The organism is Geobacillus sp. G4 (assembly GCF_040327975.1).
Classification (GTDB): domain Bacteria; phylum Bacillota; class Bacilli; order Bacillales; family Anoxybacillaceae; genus Geobacillus; species Geobacillus thermoleovorans.
In genome coordinates this window covers 19,822-43,508 of record NZ_JBEPJY010000010.1, presented here as the reverse complement: position 1 = coordinate 43,508, position 23,687 = coordinate 19,822, and the positions used below count along the sequence as shown (strand labels likewise).

General features: G+C 48.0%; 22 protein-coding genes. 16 read left to right on the top strand and 6 right to left on the bottom strand.

Annotated elements, in window-relative coordinates:
• Nucleotides 1-38 precede the first annotated feature (38 nt).
• The 6 genes from ABS784_RS12690 to ABS784_RS12665 all read right to left on the bottom strand — a co-directional run bounded on the left by ABS784_RS12690 (nt 39) and on the right by ABS784_RS12665 (nt 5,476).
• The gene (locus ABS784_RS12690) at nt 39-938 is read right to left on the bottom strand and encodes a response regulator (protein ID WP_014196040.1); all 900 of its coding nucleotides are present in this window, start codon (nt 936-938) and stop codon (nt 39-41) included.
• 49 nt (nt 939-987) lie between these two features.
• Nucleotides 988-2,241: a sensor histidine kinase gene (locus ABS784_RS12685; protein ID WP_352512703.1), complete on the bottom strand. Its 1,254-nt coding sequence runs from the start codon at nt 2,239-2,241 to the stop codon at nt 988-990.
• A gap of 223 nt (nt 2,242-2,464) precedes the next feature.
• The gene (locus ABS784_RS12680) at nt 2,465-3,115 is read right to left on the bottom strand and encodes an amino acid ABC transporter permease (protein WP_119877365.1); all 651 of its coding nucleotides are present in this window, start codon (nt 3,113-3,115) and stop codon (nt 2,465-2,467) included.
• Nucleotides 3,116-3,131: 16 nt separating this feature from the next.
• Nucleotides 3,132-3,785, bottom strand: a complete 654-nt coding sequence (locus ABS784_RS12675) for an amino acid ABC transporter permease (RefSeq protein WP_352512701.1) — start codon at nt 3,783-3,785, stop codon at nt 3,132-3,134.
• Between the two features lie 88 nt (nt 3,786-3,873).
• Nucleotides 3,874-4,719, bottom strand: a complete 846-nt coding sequence (locus tag ABS784_RS12670; protein ID WP_011231463.1) for a glutamate ABC transporter substrate-binding protein — start codon at nt 4,717-4,719, stop codon at nt 3,874-3,876.
• 28 nt (nt 4,720-4,747) lie between these two features.
• A complete protein-coding gene (locus ABS784_RS12665; protein ID WP_352512698.1) occupies nt 4,748-5,476 on the bottom strand; it encodes an amino acid ABC transporter ATP-binding protein in 729 nt (242 codons plus the stop codon).
• A gap of 248 nt (nt 5,477-5,724) precedes the next feature.
• Here ABS784_RS12665 and ABS784_RS12660 point away from each other — a divergent pair, with 248 nt between their 5' ends.
• From ABS784_RS12660 to ABS784_RS12585, 16 genes are all read left to right on the top strand, one after another.
• Nucleotides 5,725-6,672 carry an aldo/keto reductase family protein gene (locus tag ABS784_RS12660; RefSeq protein WP_138187401.1) on the top strand — a complete coding sequence of 316 codons (948 nt, stop codon included), beginning with the start codon at nt 5,725-5,727 and terminating at the stop codon, nt 6,670-6,672.
• A 470-nt stretch (nt 6,673-7,142) separates the two neighbouring features.
• Nucleotides 7,143-8,171 (top strand): TRAP transporter substrate-binding protein, encoded by a 1,029-nt coding sequence (locus ABS784_RS12655; protein ID WP_352512696.1) that lies wholly within the window; start codon nt 7,143-7,145, stop codon nt 8,169-8,171.
• An 80-nt stretch (nt 8,172-8,251) separates the two neighbouring features.
• Nucleotides 8,252-8,797: a TRAP transporter small permease gene (locus tag ABS784_RS12650; protein ID WP_352512722.1), complete on the top strand. Its 546-nt coding sequence runs from the start codon at nt 8,252-8,254 to the stop codon at nt 8,795-8,797.
• Nucleotides 8,798-10,081 carry a TRAP transporter large permease subunit gene (locus ABS784_RS12645; protein ID WP_352512694.1) on the top strand — a complete coding sequence of 428 codons (1,284 nt, stop codon included), beginning with the start codon at nt 8,798-8,800 and terminating at the stop codon, nt 10,079-10,081.
• Nucleotides 10,082-10,120: 39 nt separating this feature from the next.
• Nucleotides 10,121-11,179 (top strand): TRAP transporter substrate-binding protein, encoded by a 1,059-nt coding sequence (locus ABS784_RS12640; protein WP_013145095.1) that lies wholly within the window; start codon nt 10,121-10,123, stop codon nt 11,177-11,179.
• A 107-nt stretch (nt 11,180-11,286) separates the two neighbouring features.
• Complete coding sequence (locus tag ABS784_RS12635) at nt 11,287-12,555, top strand: nickel pincer cofactor-dependent isomerase, group 22 (RefSeq protein WP_013145096.1); 1,269 nt, start codon at nt 11,287-11,289, stop codon at nt 12,553-12,555.
• Nucleotides 12,556-12,568: 13 nt separating this feature from the next.
• Nucleotides 12,569-14,770 (top strand): dihydroxy-acid dehydratase domain-containing protein, encoded by a 2,202-nt coding sequence (locus tag ABS784_RS12630; protein WP_013145097.1) that lies wholly within the window; start codon nt 12,569-12,571, stop codon nt 14,768-14,770.
• A gap of 107 nt (nt 14,771-14,877) precedes the next feature.
• A complete protein-coding gene (locus ABS784_RS12625; RefSeq protein WP_063192772.1) occupies nt 14,878-15,654 on the top strand; it encodes an IclR family transcriptional regulator in 777 nt (258 codons plus the stop codon).
• Nucleotides 15,655-15,724: 70 nt separating this feature from the next.
• Nucleotides 15,725-16,624 (top strand): fumarylacetoacetate hydrolase family protein, encoded by a 900-nt coding sequence (locus ABS784_RS12620; protein ID WP_096225098.1) that lies wholly within the window; start codon nt 15,725-15,727, stop codon nt 16,622-16,624.
• A gap of 20 nt (nt 16,625-16,644) precedes the next feature.
• Nucleotides 16,645-18,111, top strand: a complete 1,467-nt coding sequence (gucD, locus tag ABS784_RS12615) for an alpha-ketoglutaric semialdehyde dehydrogenase GucD (protein WP_013145100.1) — start codon at nt 16,645-16,647, stop codon at nt 18,109-18,111.
• A gap of 106 nt (nt 18,112-18,217) precedes the next feature.
• Nucleotides 18,218-19,042: an ATP-dependent sacrificial sulfur transferase LarE gene (gene larE, locus ABS784_RS12610; protein ID WP_011231451.1), complete on the top strand. Its 825-nt coding sequence runs from the start codon at nt 18,218-18,220 to the stop codon at nt 19,040-19,042.
• On the top strand, nt 19,039-19,848 hold the full coding sequence (larB, locus tag ABS784_RS12605; protein ID WP_096225100.1) for a nickel pincer cofactor biosynthesis protein LarB: 810 nt from the start codon (nt 19,039-19,041) through the stop codon (nt 19,846-19,848). Before larE ends, larB begins: the two co-directional genes overlap by 4 nt.
• On the top strand, nt 19,845-21,080 hold the full coding sequence (larC, locus tag ABS784_RS12600; protein WP_013145102.1) for a nickel pincer cofactor biosynthesis protein LarC: 1,236 nt from the start codon (nt 19,845-19,847) through the stop codon (nt 21,078-21,080). The genes larB and larC overlap by 4 nt, the downstream gene beginning before the upstream one ends.
• A gap of 3 nt (nt 21,081-21,083) precedes the next feature.
• Nucleotides 21,084-21,704 carry an urease accessory protein gene (locus ABS784_RS12595; RefSeq protein ID WP_063192770.1) on the top strand — a complete coding sequence of 207 codons (621 nt, stop codon included), beginning with the start codon at nt 21,084-21,086 and terminating at the stop codon, nt 21,702-21,704.
• A 14-nt stretch (nt 21,705-21,718) separates the two neighbouring features.
• Entirely contained in the window at nt 21,719-22,633 is a 915-nt protein-coding gene (locus tag ABS784_RS12590) for a dihydrodipicolinate synthase family protein (RefSeq protein WP_100659007.1), read from the top strand.
• 49 nt (nt 22,634-22,682) lie between these two features.
• Nucleotides 22,683-23,639 carry a U32 family peptidase gene (locus ABS784_RS12585; protein ID WP_013145105.1) on the top strand — a complete coding sequence of 319 codons (957 nt, stop codon included), beginning with the start codon at nt 22,683-22,685 and terminating at the stop codon, nt 23,637-23,639.
• Nucleotides 23,640-23,687: the final 48 nt, after the last annotated feature.

Genomic DNA, 23,687 nt, shown 5'->3' with positions numbered 1-23,687 from the left:
GCGGGGCCATCAGCCTTCTTCACTAAATCACCAGCTTTCTAGACGCGCTTCAGCTCGAGAAAAAAAGCCGTTAAAAACTTCCGCACATTCATCCGGCATTCCGTCTCAGCTTGGCCGCGTTCGAGCTCTTTCATCCGTCGACGGATGTCACCGAAATCAAACAGCCTAGGTGCGAAATGCTCAAACGTCGGGTTCGTGTAGTCAGTCAGGCCGAGGGAAGCGAGATGGGTGAACGCCTGCAAGACGAGCCGACGGATGCGCTGTTCCATCGCCCGCGCTTCCTTGGCCGTTTCAGTCGGGGACAGGCCGTATTCCCGCTGGACGAGTCCTGCATACAGTTCTTTCAGCGGCGGCAGTTCGCGGACGGGAAGGCCTTTTGCTTCTTGCTCGGCCAACCAGCGCACCACGAGAAGCACATCCGCGCTGCCCGCCTCGCCGGCGACGCCAAGAAGAAGCAGAAGCTGTTGCGCCTGTTGCTCAATGGCGGACGGTTTGGAGACGGCGGCATCGGCCGTTTGCGTCTCAAACCCTTTGAGCACCTGGCGGATCGACTCGAGCGAGCGGACGGCGGACATGTGATCGGCGACGCGTTTCAGCACGGACAGCACTTCATAGCGGTTGATCGGTTTTTGAATGTACGTGTCAATGCCATGCAAATAGGCTTGGCCGATCATTTCTTTGTTTTCAACTTGAGAAATCATGATAAAGGTTCCGGCAAATCCTTCTTCCCGCAACGCCTTGATCGTCTGAATGCCATCACGCCCCGGCATTAACAAGTCAATGAGCACCACATCCACGTGAAGCAAGTCGGCCGCGCGAACGTGCAGTCCATCTTCGGCACAGCCGACCACCTCGCCAAGTTCGGATTCATCAATTAACTTTTCCAACATCTTCCTTACGGCGGGATCGTCTTCGATGAGAAAAAAGCGAAGCCCCATGTCCTTTGTTCTCTCCTTTCTTTGGAAGTTCCAGAATGGGTGCCATTGCCTACATCACGGCATTTTCTTGCTGGTCAGCCTCGTGATCGGACATTTCGGCTGTGATCGGCGTGCTTTGCAGGAGGTGGGCTGTCGGCACGGCAAGACGAAACACCGTCTGCCCCGGCTCGCTTTTGACGAGCTGTAGATGCCCCCCAAGTGTTTGGGCGATATCGCGTGCATGGGTAAGACCGATGCCTGTTGACGGATTGCCTTGGCGGTCGTATTTTGTTGTGAATCCGGGCTGAAAAATCCAAGTGATGTCATCAGCCGCAATGCCGGGGCCGGTATCCTCCACTTCGATGATTAACTCGTTTCCGCGAAGACGTGCATGCAAAGTGACGGCGCCCGTTTTCTCAATCGCCTCGACGGCATTCGATACCAAGTTGTTAAGCACGGAAAGAAGCGGATACAGTTGGTCGGTCATGAGATCGATATGGCCGTTGTACAAAAATGTGATCGTTTTTCCGGATAAGTTGGCGTATTTTTCATTGGCGCGAATGACCATGGCGCACAGTTCGGCAATCGAAATGCGCCCGCGCACCGATTGGCGGCCGATAAGCTTAGAAAGGCCGGCGAAAATGCGTTGCATATCTTTTTTCGTCTCGTGAATATGTTCGGCAAGCTCCAGGGCGACGCGCGGTTCAACGTGTTTTCTTTCGATCAGCCGCGAGTAAAGGTCATAGCTTTGGCGCGTCATGTCTTCCATGAGAGCCATTGATTTTTGCAAGTAAAACATTTCTTCGTATAATCCGCTGCTCACCATAATGAGACGCTCGAGTTCTTGCTTTCTCGCTTCAGCGAGCGAGCGGACATGCTTCGTCACCCACATATTGTAAACGCCAATCACGCAGAAACTGCGCAAAATGGCGAATAACCATAAGACGATGACTGTTTGGCCGCTGAAGGCAAACGGCTCCCCCATCCAATACCGGATCCCTAGTTCACAGGCGTTAGCAAAAAAGTCGAGCGCCGCTCCAACCACTCCAGCTCGAATCGGTGCGGCCATTCGATGGCGAAAACGAACGGCAGCCGCCATCGCTGAAAAGCTGATATAATACCCGGCTGCCGGAATGTGGGTCAGCACACTTTCTGAAGCGGACATTTCGCCCGTCAATGAGTCAAGAAAGACGCGAAACCCAACGACCACCGCTCCGGTGCTTGCACCAATCACAAGCGGCGGAAGGGAGCGAAAGGCGACAAGCCCGAGAAAAAAGACGGCGCTGCCGAGTGAGACGCGAAACGGGCTGTCAAACGGATTCATTTTCATTTCGCCCAGAAACGCAGCAGCAGAAAGCAAAAGCAAAAGAAGCCAAAGCGGTTCTTTTTTCGTTTGGAACAGTGGACGTCACCGCCTTTGTGAAAGTCATGGCCTAATCTATAATTCTATTATATAACAGGGAAGCGAAAACAACGGATCTTTTTTAACGAAAAGAGATGGCAAGAAAAAACCGTATGCCCCGGCTGAAGAAGGGGATACGGTTCCATCATCGCTGACGGTATTCCAACCGGCGAGATAATAACGACAGCGAATAGTTGACGATAAAATACATGAATGCCACGAGAATGAAAATCGGGATGACAAAATTGACGTTGCGTCCGTTAATGATTTGCGCATGGTTCATCAGCTCCGGCAAGGAAATGACAATGGCCAGCGACGTATCTTTCAATAAGGAAATAAACTGGCTGACGATCGGCGGCACCATGCGCCGCAACGCTTGCGGCAAAATGATGTACCATAACGTCTGCACATACGTAAGCCCCGATGAGCGCGCCGCCTCGATTTGCCCTTTATCGATCGACTGCAGGCCGCTGCGGACAATTTCCGACAACATGGCCGATTCAAAAATGACCAAGGCCGCAATGGCGGCATATAGTTTATCCAGCTTGAGTCCGACTTCCGGAAGGGCGAAATACGTAAAGAAAATGATTAACAACAGCGGCAAATTCCGAATCGTTTCGACCATTACAGCTAGAAATTGGGAAAGCACCGGGATTTTCGTATAGCGAATGACTCCGATGATAATGCCAAAGACAAAACTCAAGACAATCGAAATGAACGCCACTTCCAATGTGACGAGAAACCCTTGAAGCAAAAACTTCAAATGGGCGGGCGCGTAAGCACCGGCAAAATCCATCATTTGGCCTCCTTTCCTACCGCGCCTTGAGCATCCGGCGCTCTAAGTAGCCGACGCCAAGGCTGAGCGGGATCGTTAAGACGAGGTAAAACAAGGCGACGAAAATATAAACGTCAAAGGTGACGAACGTTTTCGAGGAAATCAAGTCGCCGTAATACATTAAATCCAATCCGGCGATGACGCCAAGCACCGAAGAGTTTTTCACCAAGTTGATGAACTGGTTGCCAAGCGGCGGAATGACGATTTTCACCGCCTGCGGCAAGATGACGTAACGCATCGCCTGTAAGTAGGTCAACCCGGAGGAACGGGCCGCTTCCATTTGTCCTTTCGGAACGGCTTGAATGCCCGAGCGGATCGCTTCGGCGATAAAAGCAGCGGTATACACCATCAGTCCGAGCGTTCCGGCGGTAAACGAGTCAAACCGGATGCCGACGGCGGGCAAGCCCATAAAAAAAACAAAGACGATCAACACAAGCGGGATGTTGCGGATAAATTCCACGTACGCCGTTCCGATCCAATTGAGCGGGCGAATCGGCGCGATGCGGAAAATGGCGATGATAGTCCCCAGGGCCAAGCTGCCGATCAGCGCCAGCACGCTGGCCTTGATCGTATGGCCAAACCCTTGCATGTACAAATCCCAATGTTCAACTAAAATAGAATAGCGCAACAAGGCTAAACGCCTCCTTTCCTCGCTGACTCATGGCCTGTCCTTTGGGCAAACAGGTGGGCGGATATTGTTCCGCCCACCGTTTCGCCTGTTATTGTTGCGGCTTTTTGCCGATCCATTTTTCGTAGATCTTATCGTATTCGCCGTTTTCTTTAATTTCTTTTAAGTATTCGTTAATGACTTGCAGCAGTTCTTTGTCTCCTTTGCGGACGGCGATGCCGTACGGTTCTTCGGTGAACGTTTCATCAAGGACGCGATAGTTCGGATCTTGTTTGGCCATCCCCCAAAGCAGCGCGTTGTCGGTCGTAAGCGCATCGCCTTGGCCGGCTTTCAATGCGGTAAACGCTTCCGCGTAGTTTTCAAATTCAAGCACGTTGACCTGCGGCGCGACTTTGCGGATGTTTTCCGCCGATGTCGATCCTTTCGCTGTCAGAACGGTCATGCCTTTTTTCAAGTCTTTCACGCTGTTGATCGGGCTGTCTTTTTTGACGAGCAGCGATTGCCCGGCCATAAAGTACACATCCGAGAAATCCACTTCTTTTTTCCGTTCCTCGGTGATCGTCATGGTGGCGATAATGGCGTCAATTTCCCCGTTGTTCAGCATCGGGATGCGCGTTTTTGACGTCACTTCTTTCAATTCAATTTTGTTTTCATCGCCGAGAATTTTTTTCGCCAACCCTTTGGCAATATCAATGTCAAATCCTTCGACTTTTCCGGTTTCCGGGTTTTTCAACCCGAATAAGTTCAAATCATATTTGACGCCAACGATGAGTTTGCCGCGTTGTTTAATTTTTTCAAGCGTATTGGTCGCTTTGGCGGTTTCTGACGATGTTCCGCCTTCTCCTTTGTCCGTTGTGCTGCAGCCCGTTAAAGCAACAGCGCTCAATAAGGCCGTCAAGGCGACGGCGATCCACCATTTCCATGCTTTCTTTCTCATGAACAAAACCCCCTTTGATTGACCGGAATTAATGGTTTAAAATGCGGCTTAAAAAGACGCGCGCCCGTTCTTCTTTCGGGGCCGCGAAAAACTCCTCAGGCGGCGCTTCCTCTAAAATGCGCCCTTGATCCATAAAGACGATGCGATCGGCCACCTCGCGGGCAAACCCCATCTCGTGGGTGACGACAACCATCGTCATCCCTTCTTTCGCCAGCTGCTTCATGACATCGAGCACTTCGCCGATCGTTTCCGGGTCAAGTGCTGATGTCGGCTCGTCAAACAGCATGATTTTCGGTTTCATCGCCAATCCGCGGGCGATGGCGACGCGCTGCTGCTGGCCGCCGGACAGCGCGGACGGATAGGCGTTCGCTTTGTCCGGAATGCCGACTTTCTCCAAGTAATACATGGCGATCTCGTTCGCTTCTTTTTCAGACATGCCGAGCACTTTGCGCGGCGCCAACGTGATGTTTTGCAAGACGGTCATGTGCGGGTATAAGTTGAAATGTTGAAACACCATGCCGATATTGCGCCGCAGTTCGTTAATGTTGATCTGTTTGTCATTCACTTTAATGCCGTCGACGATCAATTCGCCGCTTGAGATCGTCTCGAGCCGGTTGATGCAGCGCACGAGCGTGCTTTTGCCCGAGCCGGATGGTCCGATAATGACGACGACTTCCCCTTGGTTGATCGTCAAATTAATGTCTTTCAACACATGAAAATCGCCGTAGTATTTGTTAACTTGGTGGAAATAAATCAATAGCCCCCCTCCTTTGTGACAAATTTGTGAATGTTTTTCGAATTGATTGTAAATGCGCATCTACGAAAATCTACGGAAATCTACAAAAATTTTGTGAATCGATTGAAAAAGACGATGATGGACGCAAAAAAGGGGAAGTCATTTTTTGAATAGTAAGGCAAATCTCTTTGCAAATCAGCGATCGAGGATTATAATGAGGACATGAAGAATTTGGCATTGATTGCCGTCAAAAGGAGAGGGGAGCGAAGGTGAAGTATCGAAAACTCGGCCGCACGGGGCTGAAAGTCAGTGAGATTAGTTTAGGCAGCTGGCTTACATATGGAAATTCGGTGGAAAAAGAAACCGCGATCCGCGTCATTGACAAGGCGTACGAACTTGGCATCAACTCGTTTGACACAGCGAACGTCTACGCGCGCGGGGAAGCGGAAAAAATCGTCGGCGAGGCGCTGCGCAAATATCCGCGCGAATCGTATGTCATCGCGACGAAAGTGTTTTGGCCGATGGGCGACGGCCCGAACGACCGCGGCCTGTCGCGCAAGCATGTGTTTGAGCAGCTCCATGCGAGCTTAAAGCGGCTGCAACTGGATTATGTCGATATCTACTACTGCCACCGCTATGACAAAGAAACGCCGGTCGATGAGACGTTGCGTACGATCGATGATCTCGTCCGCCAAGGAAAAGTGCTGTATGTCGGCGTGAGCGAATGGACGGCCCAGCAAATTCAAGAGGCGCTCGGCGTGGCCGACCGCTACTTGCTCGATCGGATCGTCGTCAATCAGCCGCAATACAACATGTTTCACCGTTATATTGAAAAGGAAGTCATCCCGGTGTGCGAACAAAACGGCATCAGTCAAATCGTCTTTTCGCCGCTCGCCCAAGGGGTGCTGACCGGCAAATACAAACGAGGTCAAGCGTTGCCGGCTGACAGCCGCGCCGCTGATCCAAGAGCGAATACGTTTATCCAAGGATTGCTCAATGACGAAGTGTTAACGAAAGTGGAACAACTCGAAAAAATCGCGGCTGAGCTTGGCATTACGTTGTCCCAGCTTGCCCTCGCTTGGGTGCTGCGCCAGCCGAACGTCGCCAGCGCCTTAATTGGCGCCAGCCGTCCGGAACAAGTCGAAGAAAACGTCAAGGCGGTCGATGTCGTGCTCAGCGATGAGGTGCTGGAGAAGATTGAGGGGGTTTTGGCGTAGCAGGCCAACGAGCCGTTCTCCCGAAGATGAGGTTTGCGTCGGGAGGATGGCATTTTTTATGGCTGTTGGTTGTGTCCAGGAGGACTTTTATTTGCCTTTGTTGAAATAAACAGCGCCATTGTACAAAAATAAGGGCAAATTTTATTTTTTATATTGACTGTTCGGAAAATTTTGATTAACATAAAAATATCAGGCCTGATGAACTACATTGATAAACGATGTTTTATAATATAAAACAAAATCGATTTAGATGTTTTTAATTTTTTTCATTGTTTTCAAAACTGAGTTTTACTATATCAAACCACACGATGGCAGTTTTTTAAACAGGCATCTTCCGACGTTTAGAAACAGGTCAGAAACTCGTCTTTTGAAAGTGTTTTCTGAAAGCGCTTAATCTCCAACTTAGTAGTAGTTAACCCTCATATTTTTTCTCTAATAAAAACAGCGTTGCAAAAGGAGTTGATGGTATCATGAGACGAATGGCAGTTTTTTCGGTGATCTTATCCCTGTTGCTTCTGCTGCTTTCCGGCTGCGGGGGTTCCGGATCCAAATCAACGGCCGGAGGGAAAACAGGTGGAACTAGGGTAATCAAGGTGGCCAATTATTTTGCCGAAAGTCACCCGCAAAATGTTGCGTTGCGTGAAAAGTTTAAAAAGATCGTTGAGGAGAAATCTGGCGGCAGTCTTAAGGTCGAGATTTATCCTAATAGTGCTTTAGGTGCAGAGCAGGAGTTTTACAACGGTGTTCGCAATGGCACGATTGAGATGGGGATTCCGGGGTTGATCATGCAAAATGACATCCCCAAAATGGGAGTTCCTGAATGGCCGTTCTTATTCAAAGATTTTGAACATGTTAAAAAAGTGTTGAATGGTCCGATCGGGAAAGAAATTACTGCAGAGCTTGAGGCGAAACATGGTGTTGTTCCGCTGGCGTGGAGTGCAAATGGGTTCCGGATGTTTTCTTCAAATAGAACGATCGACTCAATCGACGATTTTAAAGGATTGCGCCTGCGGATGCCTAATATCCCGAACTATATTACGATTGGAAAATTGTTGGGAGCTAACGTGACACCATTGCCGATTTCGGAAGTGTTCACTGCTTTAGAGCAAAAAGTGGTAGATGGGCAAGACAACCCAATTGCGACATTGCGGGCTTCCGGGTGGTACGAAGTTCAAACAGATGTATTAGAGTCCAAGCATATGTTTAGCCCAAATGTGTATGTGGTCAATAAAAAGTTTTGGGACAGCTTGACGGACGAACAACGGAAAATTATTCAAGAAGCAGCTAAAGAGGCAGCCAACTATGAATTTGAGCTGATGGAAAAAAGTTACGAAGAAGACAAGAAGTTTTTGCAAGAGCATGGGATTAAATTCACCACTCCTAACGATGAGTTTGTGAAGCAGATGGAAAAAGCTGTGCAGCCGCTCTATGACGAGCTGTTCAAAAAATATGACTGGGCCGAAGACTTGTATAAGAGAATCAAAGCAGAGGCGGAATAAGATAAGCCAAAAGTCAAAAGGGTGATGGAGAATTGTTCAAAAAGGCAGGGAAATTTTTGGATGGCGCTCTGAATGTATTGATGGCCGCGACGCTTGCTTTCATGTGTATTTTAGTATTTGGCAACGTCGTGCTCCGCTACGCATTTAACTCCGGCATCACGTGGTCGGAAGAAATGTCGCGCTTTCTCTTCGTTTGGATGTCGTTTCTTGGAGCCATTGGTGCTTTGAAGGACAATGACCATCTAGGCGTCGACACATTGGTGAAAAAGCTGCCGACCGGCGTCAAGCGCATCGTGTTTGTCATCAGCAACGCCATCGTGCTTTACGTGCTCTATTTGCTGTTTGACGGAAGCTGGAAAATTACGCTCAGCAGTGTCGGAAGCCGGGCTCCGGCGACCGGGCTGCCGATGGCGTTCATCTACGGAACTGGGCTTGTCGTGAGCATCGGCATGGGCCTCATCATCTTGTTTCATCTGTATCAGGCGCTGTTTCGCACCGGGGCGATTGACGAGTTGACGAGAATGAAAGAATCCGAAGAAGCAATCATGGCGGCCGCTCCAGTGCAACACGAAGCGACAGAACTGGCGCTCGGGCGAAAGCAAGGCGCCGCGGGAGGTGAACGGTAGATGGCGTTAGTCGTGTTTATCGGATCGCTCCTTGGCGTGATGGCGCTCGGGATGCCGATCGCGTTTGCGCTGCTTGTCAGCGGCGTTGCTCTCATGTTTTACTTGAATATTTTTGATACGCAAATCATCGCGCAAAATTTAATCAACGGCGCGGACAGCTTTCCTCTGATGGCGATTCCGTTCTTTATGCTCGCTGGGGAGCTGATGAACGCCGGCGGCATTTCGAAGCGGATCATCCGCTTTGCCATGGCGCTTGTCGGCCATATCCGCGGCGGGCTCGGATATGTGGCGATCATCGCAAGCGTGCTGTTTGCCGGTTTGTCGGGGTCGGCGGTGGCCGATACGGCGGCGCTTGGGGCCATTCTCATCCCGATGATGGTGAAAGCTGGATACAACCGCAACCGGTCGGCTGGCCTCATCGCCGCCGGCGGCATTATCGCGCCGATCATTCCGCCGAGCATCCCGATGATCATCTTTGGGGTGACGAGCGGCGTGTCGATTACGAAACTGTTTATGGCCGGCATTGTTCCGGGGATTCTGCTTGGAATTTCACTGGCCCTCTGTTGGTGGTGGGTGACCCGGAGAGATCAAGTGGACGTGCTTCCGCGCCAATCGGCGAAAGACATTTGGCGGGCGACCCGCGAGGCATTTTGGGCGCTGCTGCTGCCGGTGATCATTGTCGGCGGGCTGCGCGGAGGGGTGTTTACGCCGACCGAGGCGGCGGTGGTGGCCGCGTTTTACGCCTTGATTGTCGGCTTGTGTATTTACCGTGAGCTGAAGGTGAAAGACTTGTTCCACGTGCTCGTGGCCGCGGCGAAAACGACAAGCGTCGTCATGTTTTTGGTGGCGGCGGCCATGGTGTCGGCCTGGCTCATTACGGTCGCCAACATTCCGGCGATCGTTACAGATGTGCTTGCGCCGTTTATCGATCATCCGTTGGCGCTGCTTTTGGCCATTAACGCGTTGGTGCTGTTGGTCGGAACGGCGATGGATTTGACGCCGACGGTGCTCATTTTGACGCCGGTGTTGATGCCGATTATTCAAAAAGCGGGAATCGACCCGGTGTACTTCGGGGTTCTGTTTATCCTAAACAACTGCATCGGGCTGCTCACGCCGCCGGTCGGCACAGTGCTGAACGTCGCCTGTGGGGTGGCGAAAATCAACATGGAAGACATTATGAAAGGGGTTTGGCCGTTTTTGCTTGTGGAGACGCTTCTGTTGCTTTTGTTGATTTTCTTCCCGTCTCTTGTGACTGTGCCGCTCGGATGGTTTACGGGCAGTTGATGAATATTCCTATTAAATATTAAGGGGGTTGCGAGGGCTATGAAAAAAAGAAATGTGATCAGAAAGATCATGACCGGCTGCATAGCTATGGGCTTGCTTTTCCTGACCGCGTGCAGTTCAGGGACGACTCAAGGGGGAAATACCGACAAGACCGAATCGAAAGGAATTCAACCACGAGTGATTAAAGCCGGGATTGGCCTAAACGAAGATCATCCGCAAGGTCAAGGGTTGCTCAAGTTCAAAGAGATTGTTGAGGAAAAAAGCGGCGGCAAAATGAAAGTTCAAACATACTTCAGTGCTACTTTAGGCGATGACTTAAAGATGACAGAAGCGCTCCAAGGCGGAACGCAAGAGATTACGATCCCATCGACTTCACCGCTTGTTGGGATGATCAAAGAGTTTGGTATTTTCGATTTTCCGTTCCTCTTTAATACACCTGAAGAAGCTGACGCCATTTTAGACGGGCCAATCGGTAAAAAATTATTGGAAAAGTTGCCGGAACATGGGCTGATTGGACTTGGCTACTGGGAAAACGGATTCCGGCACGTAACAAACAGCAAACATGCCATCAAGACAGCCGACGATTTTAAAGGATTAAAGTTGCGGACGATGCAAAATGAAGTGCATATTGATGCGTTTAAAGCGCTCGGCGCCAATCCGACGCCAATGCCTTTCTCGGAAGTGTTCACAGCGTTGGAAAGCAACACAATTGATGGTCAGGAAAATCCATTGGCAACGATTAAGTCAAATAAGTTTTACGAAGTACAAAAATATTTGAGCTTGACCAAGCACGTTTACACTCCATTCGTGTTCCTTGTCAGCAAGAAGTTTTGGGATCAGTTATCACCTGAAGAACAAAAGATTTTGCAGGACGCTGCGGTTGAAGCCGGAAAATATCAACGTCAACTGAGTCGGGAAGAAGATCAAAAGGCATTGGAAGAGTTGAAAAAGACAGGTATAAACATCAATGAAGTCAGCGATCAAGAACGTGAAAAAATGGCTGAAATCATTAAACCTGTCGTTGAGAAATACGCGAAAGAATTTGGTGAAGATCTTGTGAATGAACTTTACAGCGAATTAGATAAAGTACGGCAGTGAAAACAATAGGCCGACAGTTGAGAGGAGGGGGCAATGAGCGTTTGCCCTCTTCCTTCCGAAATGCACTGAGGATTAAGCGATCAATTAGAGATCGAGGGAAGATACAGATGAAAATCATTAATGATATGCTCAAAAATATTCCCATTCCTAAAATGATAAAGGTAAGGCAAAATTTTTACGCCCCGGAAATTGCCGATGTCCCTAAAGCAGTTCATCAAAGCATCAACCAAGCAGGTGTTTTGGAACGGATTTCCCCGGGCGACCAAGTCGCTATCGCTGTTGGAAGCCGGGGCATTGCCGATATCTCGGTGATTGTCCGGGAAGTCGTAAATGCGGTAAAGCAAGCGGGGGGCATCCCGTTTATCGTGCCGGCGATGGGAAGCCATGGAGGGGCGACAGCGGAAGGACAGAAAGAGGTACTCGCTCATTTAGGGGTAACAGAAGAATTTGTCGGGGCGCCGATTCACTCGAATATGGATGTTGTTGAAGTGGGGAGGCTGGACAACGGATTGCCGGTCTACATAGACAAACTCGCTTATGAGGCAGACAAAATCATTGTCATCAATCGAGTTAAGCCCCATACGGCGTTTCGCGGACTGGTGGAAAGCGGATTAATGAAAATGATTACGATCGGGCTCGGCAAGCAAAAAGGGGCGGAAGCAGCCCATCAGTACAGTTTCAAATACATGGCCCGGCACGTAGTCGATATGGCGAAGATTGTGATTCAACAAGCGCCGATTATTTTCGGTGTCGCTGTGTTAGAAAATGCCTACGACCGTCCCGCCAAAATTGTAGCAGTGCCAGCCGAGCAGTTTGAAACGGTGGAACCTGAACTGTTGGTTGAGGCGAAATCGCTCATGCCGAGAATCATGTTTAACCCAATTGATGTGCTTGTCGTCGATGAAATTGGAAAAGATATTTCCGGTGACGGGATGGACCCGAACATTACAGGAAGGTACGCGACCCCTTATGCGAGCGGCGGTCCGGACGTCACACGAATCGTCGTGCTGGGTCTGTCAGAAAAAACGGATGGCAATGCTAATGGAATCGGCTTAGCTGATATTACAACAAAGAAAGTGAAAGAACAGATCATTTGGGAAAAAGGTTTTGCAAACGCCTTGACAAGCACTGTCGTTTCTGTTGTCAAATTGCCGATGTTTTTGGAAACAGAAGAGCTGGCGGTGAAAGCAGCGATCAAAACATGCAATGCGTTTGATCTCAAAAAGGTGAGAATGGTCAGAATCAAAAATACGCTGGCGCTTCGAGAAATTTGGATTTCCGAAAGTCTTTTAGATGAAGCGCGCCAAACAGAAGGGATAGAGATTTTGTCGGCGCCGATGGAGATGGATTTTTCAAACGAACAAACATGGGGATGAGGGGAGATTCATAATGCCAGCGGTTGTTTATCCACGAATTGAAAGCCAGGTCAACCCATACCGGGATAATGTGCAAGGAAAGGCTAATGAGCCGATATGTGTCGCTGGGCTGCTTGACCGTTCGAAGCAAATTTTAGGTTCCGAGTTAAAGGGGATGCAACCAGATTGGACGCTCGAGGAAATTTACGATCGGTTGCACCATAACGCTCCGCGGATTGCGATTATCGGTGGCTCATCAGACCACCCGGCGCACATTATGGATTATCAGACGATCGCTCGAGCAGCGATTCGCATTTGGCAAAACGGAGGTGTGCCGTTTCAGTTTTCAACACCGGTGATGTGTGATGGAACGGCGCAGAGCAACCAAGGGATGAGTTATTCGTTGCAAAGCCGCAACGCCGTAGCACAAATGATCGTCAACCAGCTGGAAGCGCACAGCTATCACGGAGCGTTTGTCATCCAAGGATGCGACAAGCAACCGCTTGGAGTAGTCAGCGCGTTGGCACACCTTGACCGCGTTCGTCGGGAGCGGGGAGAGCCGCCTTTCTTCGCTACGTTTGCACCCGCACATGTGTTAAAAGGAGGAACGATTCCTCCTAAGTTATATGCCGAACTGGAGGAGGTTGCCCGTAGAGCGGAGTTGGCAGGTGAAGAAGATATTGCCTACGATTTGCGGGATGCATTATCGTACATTTTGCAGTGTTCTTCTAATACGGCTTTTCAAGGAGTTCTCGAACGGGCGAGAGGGAAAGGAATTATCACAAAAGAACAACACGAAGACTATGAAAAACGGCTAGCCGTAGCGACATGCGACAGCCAAGGAGGAGTGTGCGCTTTTAATGGGACTGGCAACAGTTCGCGGCATTTGATTGCTGGGTTAGGATTAATTCATCCTGCCTTGGAATTATTGACCGCCCCGCCGACGCAGGAGCAAGTTAATGCTGCCTTAGATAGCTTGGCGCTTTTAATGAATGATCCGGTGTACGGGGTAGCCAATATTATGGCGGCGAACATTAAAAACGCGATTCGCATTCACAGCGCTACCGGTGGATCGACAAACATTATGATGCATATTGTTGCGGCGATGCTTTATGGTGGATATCAATTTGACTTATGGGAGTATGACAATATCCATCATGAAGTGCCGGTGCCCGATTTATTTGATTACAGTTTAACGGAAGGACGAGACATTTTTGCATTAGCGATTCAATGTTGCAGCGGGAAAATCAGAGGGATGGAAACGGTATTCCACGAATTACTAAGCAATGGGGTGCCGATGGATGTCGATGCCCCGACCGTTACGGGGACGACGTGGAGAGAAAGACTTTCTGTCAATCAGGAACAGTTGCCCGCTGAAAACGTCAAAAACAATCCAATCATCTTATCCAAGCCGAGACGACCATTCAGTGGTGTTGATGTTTTGTCGGGGAACTTCTTTGAAAGTGCGGTTGTCAAAATCAGCGGTATGTCGACAAAGCAAATCGATGAGTTTGACAAGAAAGTGGCCTTTGTCTTGTATTACGAAAACGAGGATGAGGCGAATCAAGGGCTGCTTGATGTTCACTTGTTGGAAAAGCTAAAGCACAGCCGTTGTTTCCGACATCAAAGCTTATTGGCTGCATTGCAGCACAATGCTCCGCACTTGTTTGACGAATGGAAAGACCGAGAATATGATGATTTGTTTGATGCAATGGCCAAAGAAGGTGTGTTGAAAATTGCAGTGGTTATTGCCGGCCAAGGGCCGGAGGCGTTCGGAATGCCGGAGATGTTTACCCCGATGCAACATATTAACGCAAATCGGCAATTGAAACGGATCGCGACTTTGATTAGTGATGGACGATATTCAGGCGTCACATACGGAGCGGCCATCGGACATATGACTCCTGAGGCCATCCGCGGCGGGGGAATTTTGTACTTGAAAACAGGCGATCTTTTATATATCGGGCTTCGCGAGCGGAAAATTGAATTCGTGAATGAATGGTTGTTCCAAAATGGAAAGCTGGTATTCGAGTTTGAAAGTGTGAAACAAGAGAGAGCGGAAATAGCCAATCAACGCATGGCCAACATGCGCCAACGGCAACGGCGCATCGCGGCGAGCAACCGGTTGATCGGGCATACCGATGCTGCCCATGGGGTTGTCCCGCTCCATATTGCCGAAGAGGCGGTATATGATTACAAAAAGGATGTCGTTCTTCCGACAGTAAAAAAAATATAAAGGGTGGACCAAAGGGATTCGTGCTTTTCACCCTCACGTATTATAATAGAACTATAGCTGATTTCCTAACATGATGCAGAAAACTTCTAGAGAAGAGGGTGAAGGCATTGCCATTGATTCAAGCTGTGGACCGTGCTCTCCGTATTTTAGATTTATTTGACGAGTATGAGACAGAGCTTAAAATTACCGATATCAGCGAACGGATGCAGCTTCATAAAAGCACGGTGCATTCACTGTTGAAAACGTTGCAACACCACCATTATATTGAACAAAATCCAGAAAATGGTAAATATCGACTCGGGATGAAGTTGTTTGAACGCGGGAATTTAGTCATCCGTCATCTCGATATTCGCTCTGTTTCCAAAAAGCATTTGATTGATCTTTCTATCAAAACGGGGAACACGGTCCATTTAGTAATTCTTGATGGTAAAGAAGGAATCTATATCGATAAAGTCGAAGGAACATCGGGGACGGTATTGTATTCAAGAATTGGACGGAGGGTTCCGATTCACAGCAGTGCGGTCGGGAAAGCGCTCGTCGCCTTCAAAAGCGAGAAAGAGTTGAAAGAACTTTTGCGAGGGTATGTGTATAAACGACATACCGCCAATACCATTGCAAGCGAGGAGGAATTTCTTCAGGAGCTCGAGCGGGTGCGAAGCAACGGTTATGCTTTAGACAGAGAGGAAAACGAGCCGGGCATCACATGCGTCGCTGTTCCTGTCCGTGACCATTCAGGGAATGTCATTGCAGCGATCAGCATATCCCAGCCTTCCGCTAAAGTGGACGATCTTGTCCTTAATACGGAAATTCGTCTGCTTCAAAGCGCTGCTGAACAAATTTCACGAGAAATGGGATACGTTCAGCACGGACATCTCTCTGTCTAAACTGTGCGATTTCTTTTTGACAATATGATAAAACCTAGTTTTTTAATATAAAACGATAGGGGAGAGGACTATGAGAATTATCCGCTATATTGAAGATTCGCACGTTGTATTGGCTGCCATGACGGACGATCGTACTATATATCCACTGCCATTTGCCGATTTAATGGATGTCGTCCGCGAGGCCAAGAAGAATCAACTGTCCGTTTTTTGCTACATTCAAACCATAATCAGTGGGAAACAGGGGGTGAAAAAAGAATTAGCCGAATTGCATCTTCTCGTTCCCATCGTCGCTCCTGAAGTATGGGCTTCCGGAGTCACGTATGAGAAAAGTCGGGATGCGAGGAACTACGAAACATCTGAAAAAATAGACGGTCAAGAGACGTGCTATGACCGGGTTTACCATGCAGAAAGGCCGGAAATCTTCCTTAAATCTACTGCTGCCCGTACAGTAGGCCCGAATGCCCCCGTTTATTTGCGCAGCGACTCAAATTGGCAAATCCCTGAGCCCGAACTCGGATTGGTGATCACCGGAGAAGGGGAAATCGTAGGATATACGATTGGAAACGACATGAGTTGCCGAGACATCGAGGGAGAAAATCCATTATACTTACCGCAGGCAAAAATATGGAAACATTCGTGCGCCATTGGACCGGCGATCCGATTAGCGGAGACAGTGGAAGACCCATATAACTTGCAAATTATTTGTCGCATTTACCGCAACGACCAACTTGTTGTTGAGGAAAGTGCCAATACAAGACAGTTGAAAAGAAGATACGATGAGTTAGTGTCTTTCTTGCTTCGCGACAATAAGGTGTTTGACGGCACAGTATTATTGACAGGAACATGCATTGTTCCACCGAATCAGTTCACGCTTGAAGACGGGGATCGAATTGAAATTGAGGTTCCTGAGATCGGGGTGTTATCCAATCCAGTAAAATCGCCGGTAAAACAAACTATTGCTAATAAATAAAAGAGGGAGTGGGAGAAAAGATGGCTGTGCAAACAGAAATCAAAACGTATTTAAACTACATTGATGGTAGTTGGGTCGGTTCGGTGAGCAAGAACGTCGAACCGAGCATCAATCCAGCAAATCGAAATGACATTGTCGGGTATGTTCCGCGCTCGACACTGGAAGATTTAAACGCGGCTGTAGCTGCGGCCAAACAGGCGCAGAAATCGTGGTGGAAGCGATCTGGGATCGAGAGAGGAGAGTACTTGTATAAAGCGGCGCTTCTTTTAGAGCAGCGCCTTGAGGACATTGCCGAAACGATGACAAGAGAAATGGGAAAAACTTTGGCCGAGGCAAAAGCGGAGACGATGAGGGGCGTTCATATATTGCGTTACTATGCGGGTGAAGGAGCGCGGAAAATTGGCGATGTCATCCCATCGAGCGACAGTGGAGGGCTCATGTTCACAACCCGCGTTCCGCTTGGTGTGGTTGGCGTCATTTCACCGTGGAATTTCCCCGTCGCGATTCCGATTTGGAAAATGGCGCCGGCGCTTGTGTACGGAAATACGGTCGTGCTCAAACCGGCAAGCGAAACAGCTGTGACAGCGGCGAAAGTGATTGAATGCTTCCATGAAGCGGGCTTCCCGAAAGGGGTCGTCAATATGGTGTGCGGTTCTGGATCCGTCATTGGTCAAGGGATCGCGAACCATCCAGATGTTGATGGCGTCACCTTTACCGGCTCCAACACGGTTGGAAAACAAGTCGGAAGAGCGGCATTTGAGCGCGGGGCCAAATACCAGCTCGAGATGGGGGGGAAAAACCCGGTTATTGTGGCCAAAGACGCCGATTTGGATCTCGCTGTTGAGGGGACGATCAGCGGTGGTTTGCGCTCAACGGGGCAAAAATGTACAGCCACAAGCCGCGTTTTTATTGAGCGGGAAGTGTACGAACCGTTTAAAGAAAAACTTCTTGAACGGGTGAAACAGCTGAAAATCGGGAATGGCATGGATGCTGAAACGTGGATGGGGCCATGCGCCAGTGAATCGCAGCTTAATACGGTTTTATCCTATATTGAAAAGGGAAAAGCTGAAGGCGCCAAATTGATTTATGGAGGCAATAGATGTACAGAAGGCGAACTGGCCAATGGTTTTTACGTCGAGCCGACGATTTTTGAAGAGGTCGACCTTCAAATGACGATTGCCCGCGAAGAAATCTTTGGCCCAGTATTGGTGTTGATTCCAGTCGACAGCATTGAGGAGGCGATTGAATTGGCCAACGATACAGAATATGGGCTGAGCGCCTCGATCTATACGAAAAACATTGGGAATATTCTTGACTTCATTAAGGATATTGAGGCGGGAATGGTCAAAGTCAACGCAGAAACAGCGGGGGTTGAGTACCAAGCACCGTTTGGCGGAATGAAGCAATCAAGCTCACATTCTCGGGAACAAGGACAGGCGGCCATTGAGTTTTTCACAACAATCAAAACTGTATTTGTGAAAGCCTAATTAAGCAATAGGTTTTACAGAATAGCACATAGGTGTCCCATTACTAGGGGACACCTTCTCACCGAATAGTTTTATGGACAATGACAACGGAAAGGGGGAGAGTGGGTTGGAGAAACATTTATTGCAGAAGAGAGAGCAGCTCATCCATATTCTTAAGGGAATGGGAAATGTATTAGTTGCTTTTTCCGGCGGGGTAGATAGCACGTTTTTATTGGCAATGGCAAAAGAGGTACTGGGCGATCAGGTGCTTGCCGTGACTGCTGTTTCGGAAACATTTCCAACTCGTGAAGTGCAACATGCAACTAAACTGGCGGAGCAAATAGGGGTTAAACATATAAAAATTCAAATTAATGAACTCAAGAATGAGGACTTTGTCAAAAATGATCTTTATCGCTGTTTCCACTGCAAAAACAATTTATACACCCATTTAGGAGAATTAGCTAGAAAATATAGTGAGACTTACACTGTTGTTGATGGCTCCAACATGGATGATCTAGGGGAATATCGTCCAGGGCTTCAGGCGGCTAGGCAGCTCGGGGTTCGGAGTCCTCTTCAAGAAGCGGAGCTATACAAGAAAGAGATTCGAATTTTATCGAAAGAAATGGGCCTGGAAACATGGGATAAACCGTCGTTCGCTTGTTTATCTTCTCGCATTCCTTATGGACAAAAAATTACAAAAGAGAAAATCGAGCAACTGGACCAGTCTGAAGAATTCCTTTTCAATCTCGGCTTCCGTCAGATTCGTGTTCGTCACCATGGAGAAATAGCGAGAATCGAAGTGTTGCCTGAAGAGATGGAAATGGTGATCAGGCATCGTCAAACGATTTATAACAAGTTGAAAGAGTTAGGTTTTTTATATGTGACCCTTGATCTTAGAGGATATAAATCTGGAAGTATGAATGAGATGTTAGAAAAGGGAATGGTGAAATGAGCGAGGTTATAAAAGAAACGCTGAACAAGTTAAAAGAAGGGAGCATTTCGGTAGAGGAAGCATATCGAACCCTAGCCTCCTATGATCATCTCGGATATGCCACATTAGATATTCAGCGGGAGCGAAGAAAAGGATTTCCGGAGATCATTTTTGGAGAAGGGAAATCAAGGGAGCATTTACTTGGTATTTTTGAACGATTAATGAGATTTCATAAAAAGGTGGTTGCTACACGCGTTGATCAAGAGAAAGCTTCTTACCTGACGGCCAACCTCAAGGAACGTTATCCAACGGAACATTTTGAGTATCGGAATGATTGCAATATTTTTTATTGGATTTCTCATGATTATGTCGAAATAAAAAAACCAGGTTATATAGCGGTTGTTAGCGCGGGGACATCAGATTTTTCTGTTGCTGAAGAGGCGGCGGTAACGGCTGAGTTATTAGGGTGCGAAGTAAAGCGAATATATGATGTAGGCGTTGCGGGTATTCACCGATTACTCGACAAAATCGAGATGATTGAACGTTCCCGTGTCGTCATTGTAGTTGCTGGGATGGAAGGAGCACTCGCGAGTGTGGTCGGTGGACTTGTTTCCAAACCGGTTATCGCTGTTCCTACAAGTGTTGGATATGGTGCAAACTTTCGAGGGCTCTCAGCTTTGCTTACTATGTTGAATTCATGTGCAAGCGGTGTTTCCGTCGTGAATATTGATAACGGGTTTGGTGCGGGGTATTATGCTGCTACAGTCATGGCCGTTATTGAGCAGGCTGTTGCTGAGGCCAAAACGTTAGGGAGAGAAGAAAAATGAAGATTTTGTACTTGGACTGTTTTTCCGGAATCAGCGGCGATATGATGGTGGGCGCTCTCGTGGATGCGGGCGTGCCACCGGAGAAAATTGAGGTGGAACTGAAAAAATTACCTCTGTCAGGTTATCAATTGCAATGGGGCAAGGTGATGAAAAAAGGGATTTCTGCTACGAAATTCGATGTCATTATGCTAGAGAACATCGAGGATAGTCATGATCATGAAAGACATCATGCTCATAGGCATTATTCAGATATTGTCGATATGATTGAGCGTTCGGAATTAAACGTGGAAGTCAAAAAACGAAGCGAACAAATTTTTCATTGTATTGCTGTTGCAGAGGCAAAAATCCATGGCATTCCCATTGAAAAAGTTCATTTTCACGAGGTTGGAGCTGTTGACTCTATTGTTGACATTGTCGCTACAGCGATTGCACTCACGGAACTTCATGTCGACTATATTGTTTCTGCACCTGTCCCGTTAGGATACGGATCCATTCGTTGTGCACATGGCATATATCCCATTCCAGCCCCGGCAACGTTAGAAATTCTTCAGGGCGTGCCAGTCATTTCTAACCATTTGCCGTTTGAATTGACGACTCCGACTGGGGCTGGGATTATCAAAAGTCAAGTGAATTCATACGGACCAATTCCATCAATGAAAATATCAGCAGTTGGATACGGTGCTGGAACACGTGACTTGCCCGATCAACCAAACGTGTTGCGGGTAGTAATCGGGGAGAGGATTCATACAAGATTGGATAGTCTGCCGTTATCCCATTCGAAAGAAGAGACGGTTTATATTCTTGAGTGTCAGCTGGACGATATGCCAGGAGAAGCGCTTGGATATGTGATGGATGGGCTCTTTCAAAAAGGAGCGCTTGATGTATTTTATACTCCTGTTTTTATGAAGAAAAACCGTCCCGGTGTTCTTTTGACGGTTTTGACTTCAGCAACTCATGTAGAGCAGTGCGAGCAATTTATGCTGAAAGAGACAACGACTCTTGGCATTCGAAAAGATATCTGGGTGCGAGAGGTTTTAGAAAGAGACGTTGTGACCGTTGCTACATTGTACGGAAATATTCGCGTTAAACAGGCTATACACAAGGGAAAGGTGATCAGGCAGATGCCGGAGTATGAGGATGTGAAGGAAGCAGCCCTCACTCATCAGGTAGCATTTTTAGACGTTTATGCAGAAGCTGCGGAACAGGCTAGAAGAAGGATAAAAGGGGAATGACGAATGGAGGCAGGGGTCGTTTCAACGTTAATAGCTGGTCTGTTGTTGGGGATAAAGCATTCTTTCGAGCCGGATCACGTGATAGCCGTTTCAACTATTGCAAGCAAAAGCAAAAGTTTGTTTCGTTCTTTATTAGCGGGTGTATGTTGGGGATTAGGTCATAGTTTCGTTTTGATTATGGTTGGTTTGTTGGTTATTGTGCTCAAATTTCAAATTCCTCCGAAAATTGAATCAGGTTTTGAAATCGCGGTTGGGATGATGCTTGTTTATTTAGGGGGAAGCTCGTTGTTTGCCATGAATAGACGAAGTGGTTATCTTTCTTTGGATAAAGTAAATAACATGATCTACGCTAAATCGATCGCGATTGGCGGAATACATGGCCTAGCAGGAAGTGCAGCTTTAACCATTCTCGTTTTGTCAACAGTAGATAATGTTGCTGTCGCGGCTTTATACATTTTGGTTTTTGGTGCAGGAACCATTATTGGAATGGCTTGTTTTACTACTGCTTTAGCGCTTCCTATTGTGCTGGGCAGGGCGCGTCTCAATATAGGGAAAGCGCTGGAGTTTACAACAGCATTGGCCAGCCTTTGTTTTGGAGGATATTATTTATACTGCCATATATGAAAGGGGAAACAAAAATGTCTTATGACTTGAAAGGTATTATTCCTCCAGTTGTCACCTTATTCAATGAGAAAGGCGAGTTTGATTGGGAAGCAAATTATCTTCTCGCCGACTACTTGATTGAGCGAGGCGTTCACGGATTGCTCTATATGGGAAGCACAGGGGAGTTTTCCACTTTGATGACCGAAGAGAGGAAAAATTTTGCGGAGCGGATGATACGATACATAGATGGACGTGTTCCAGTTCTCATTGGCACAGGGTCGACATCGCTAAAGGAGACAATTTCTTTATCACAACATGCTGAATCGATCGGAGCGAGCGGTGTACTCGTTGTTAACCCGTTTTATTGGAAATATACGGAGCGCCAGCTATATGACTACTATATAAGCGTGGCTCAAAGCATTCGTATCCCTTTGTTGATTTACAATATCCCATTGCTGACTGGGCAGGATTTGTCTTCGGATCTTGTGTTGAGGCTCGCATTGGATCAGGAAAATATTGCTGGAATTAAAGACACGACAGAGAAACTAGGACATATTCGCCAGTTGATCCGCATTAAGGAACAGAGAAAGGATTTCGTCGTGTTTGCCGCTTTTGACGATCTTCTTTTTCCATCCTTGCAAATGGGGGCTGCCGGCGCTATCAACGGTACGGCTGTGTTTTGTCCTGAGCTGTCCGTCAGGCTGTTTGAGAGCTTTCAAGCCCAACAATATGAAGAGACGTTCAGGGTAAACGCATCGATTTTGCAGCTTATGGAGATTTACGAGCTTTCTCAACCGCTGTTTCTTGCGATTAAAGAGGCCGTTCATCAGTTGATTTTAGGTCGGCAGACAGCACTGAGGCTGCCTTTAAAAGAGTGCGCGGATTTGAAAGAACGTGTCCATATGTTTCTGAATAAACATAATCTTCATATAAACAAAGTAAGAAAATAGAAAAGAGCGTTTTCAGAATGGCTACATAGAAAATGAAGGGGTGGTCAACATGTTTATGAAGGAAACACGAGAGTTTCTTGAATCGCTAGGTTATCCAGGTGGTGACTGTTACGATCTTCCTACTTCCGCCAAACGCTTCCCCGATGGGGCACAATATCGCGTGGAGATTCCGAGCGTTGAAGGGCCGCGGGCGCTTGAGGCGGTGCTTGAGGAAGCGGATCGTCTAGGGGTCACGATTCACCGAGTATCGCAGGGAAGTGGAATCATGCTCTTGACAGATGAGGAGATCAGCGATATGTGTCAAATGTGCGCGAGCCGGGGGATTGAACTCAGCCTGTTCGTCGGCCCGAGGGGCACTTGGGACATCAGTGCGTTGCCGTTCACTTCCTCTGGAAAAGCGGCTGGGCTTCGCCATGAAGGAATGGATCAGCTAGTTTATGCTATTGAGGACCTGAAACGAGCAGCCCAGTTAGGAGTAAGAGGGGCTTTAGTGGCAGATGAAGGGTTGTTGCTTTTAACAAAAGAAATGAAACATCGAGGGATATTGCCGCAAAACTTTGTCATCAAGGTGTCGGTACAAATGATGGCCTCAAATCCGGTATCAATTAAGCTGATGGAGCAGTTGGGGGCTGACACATATAACGTTCCGACTGCCTTAACTTTGCCGAAGCTGGCAGCGATCCGCCAGACGGTTAACCTTCCTCTTGATGTGTACGTAGAAGTACCCGACGGATTCGGTGGATTCATTAGACATTATGAGATCCCTGAGATCATCCGTATTTTGGCGCCTGTTTATATTAAGTTCGGTTTGCGCAACCATCCAGACGTCTATCCATCCGGGAAACACTTGGAATCGGTGAACATTGAATTATGTCGGGAACGAGTGCGTCGGGCGGCGCTAGGAATGCGGATCGTTGAACAATATTATCCGGAAGCGGTTACGTCAAAATTAGGCGCTGAAGGGTTAGGCGTTCCAGTGACAGGCGTGCAAAATGCCAAGGTCTAAGTAGGAAAGGAGCCTTGATAGATCAACATTTCTAGAGGGAGGGATACA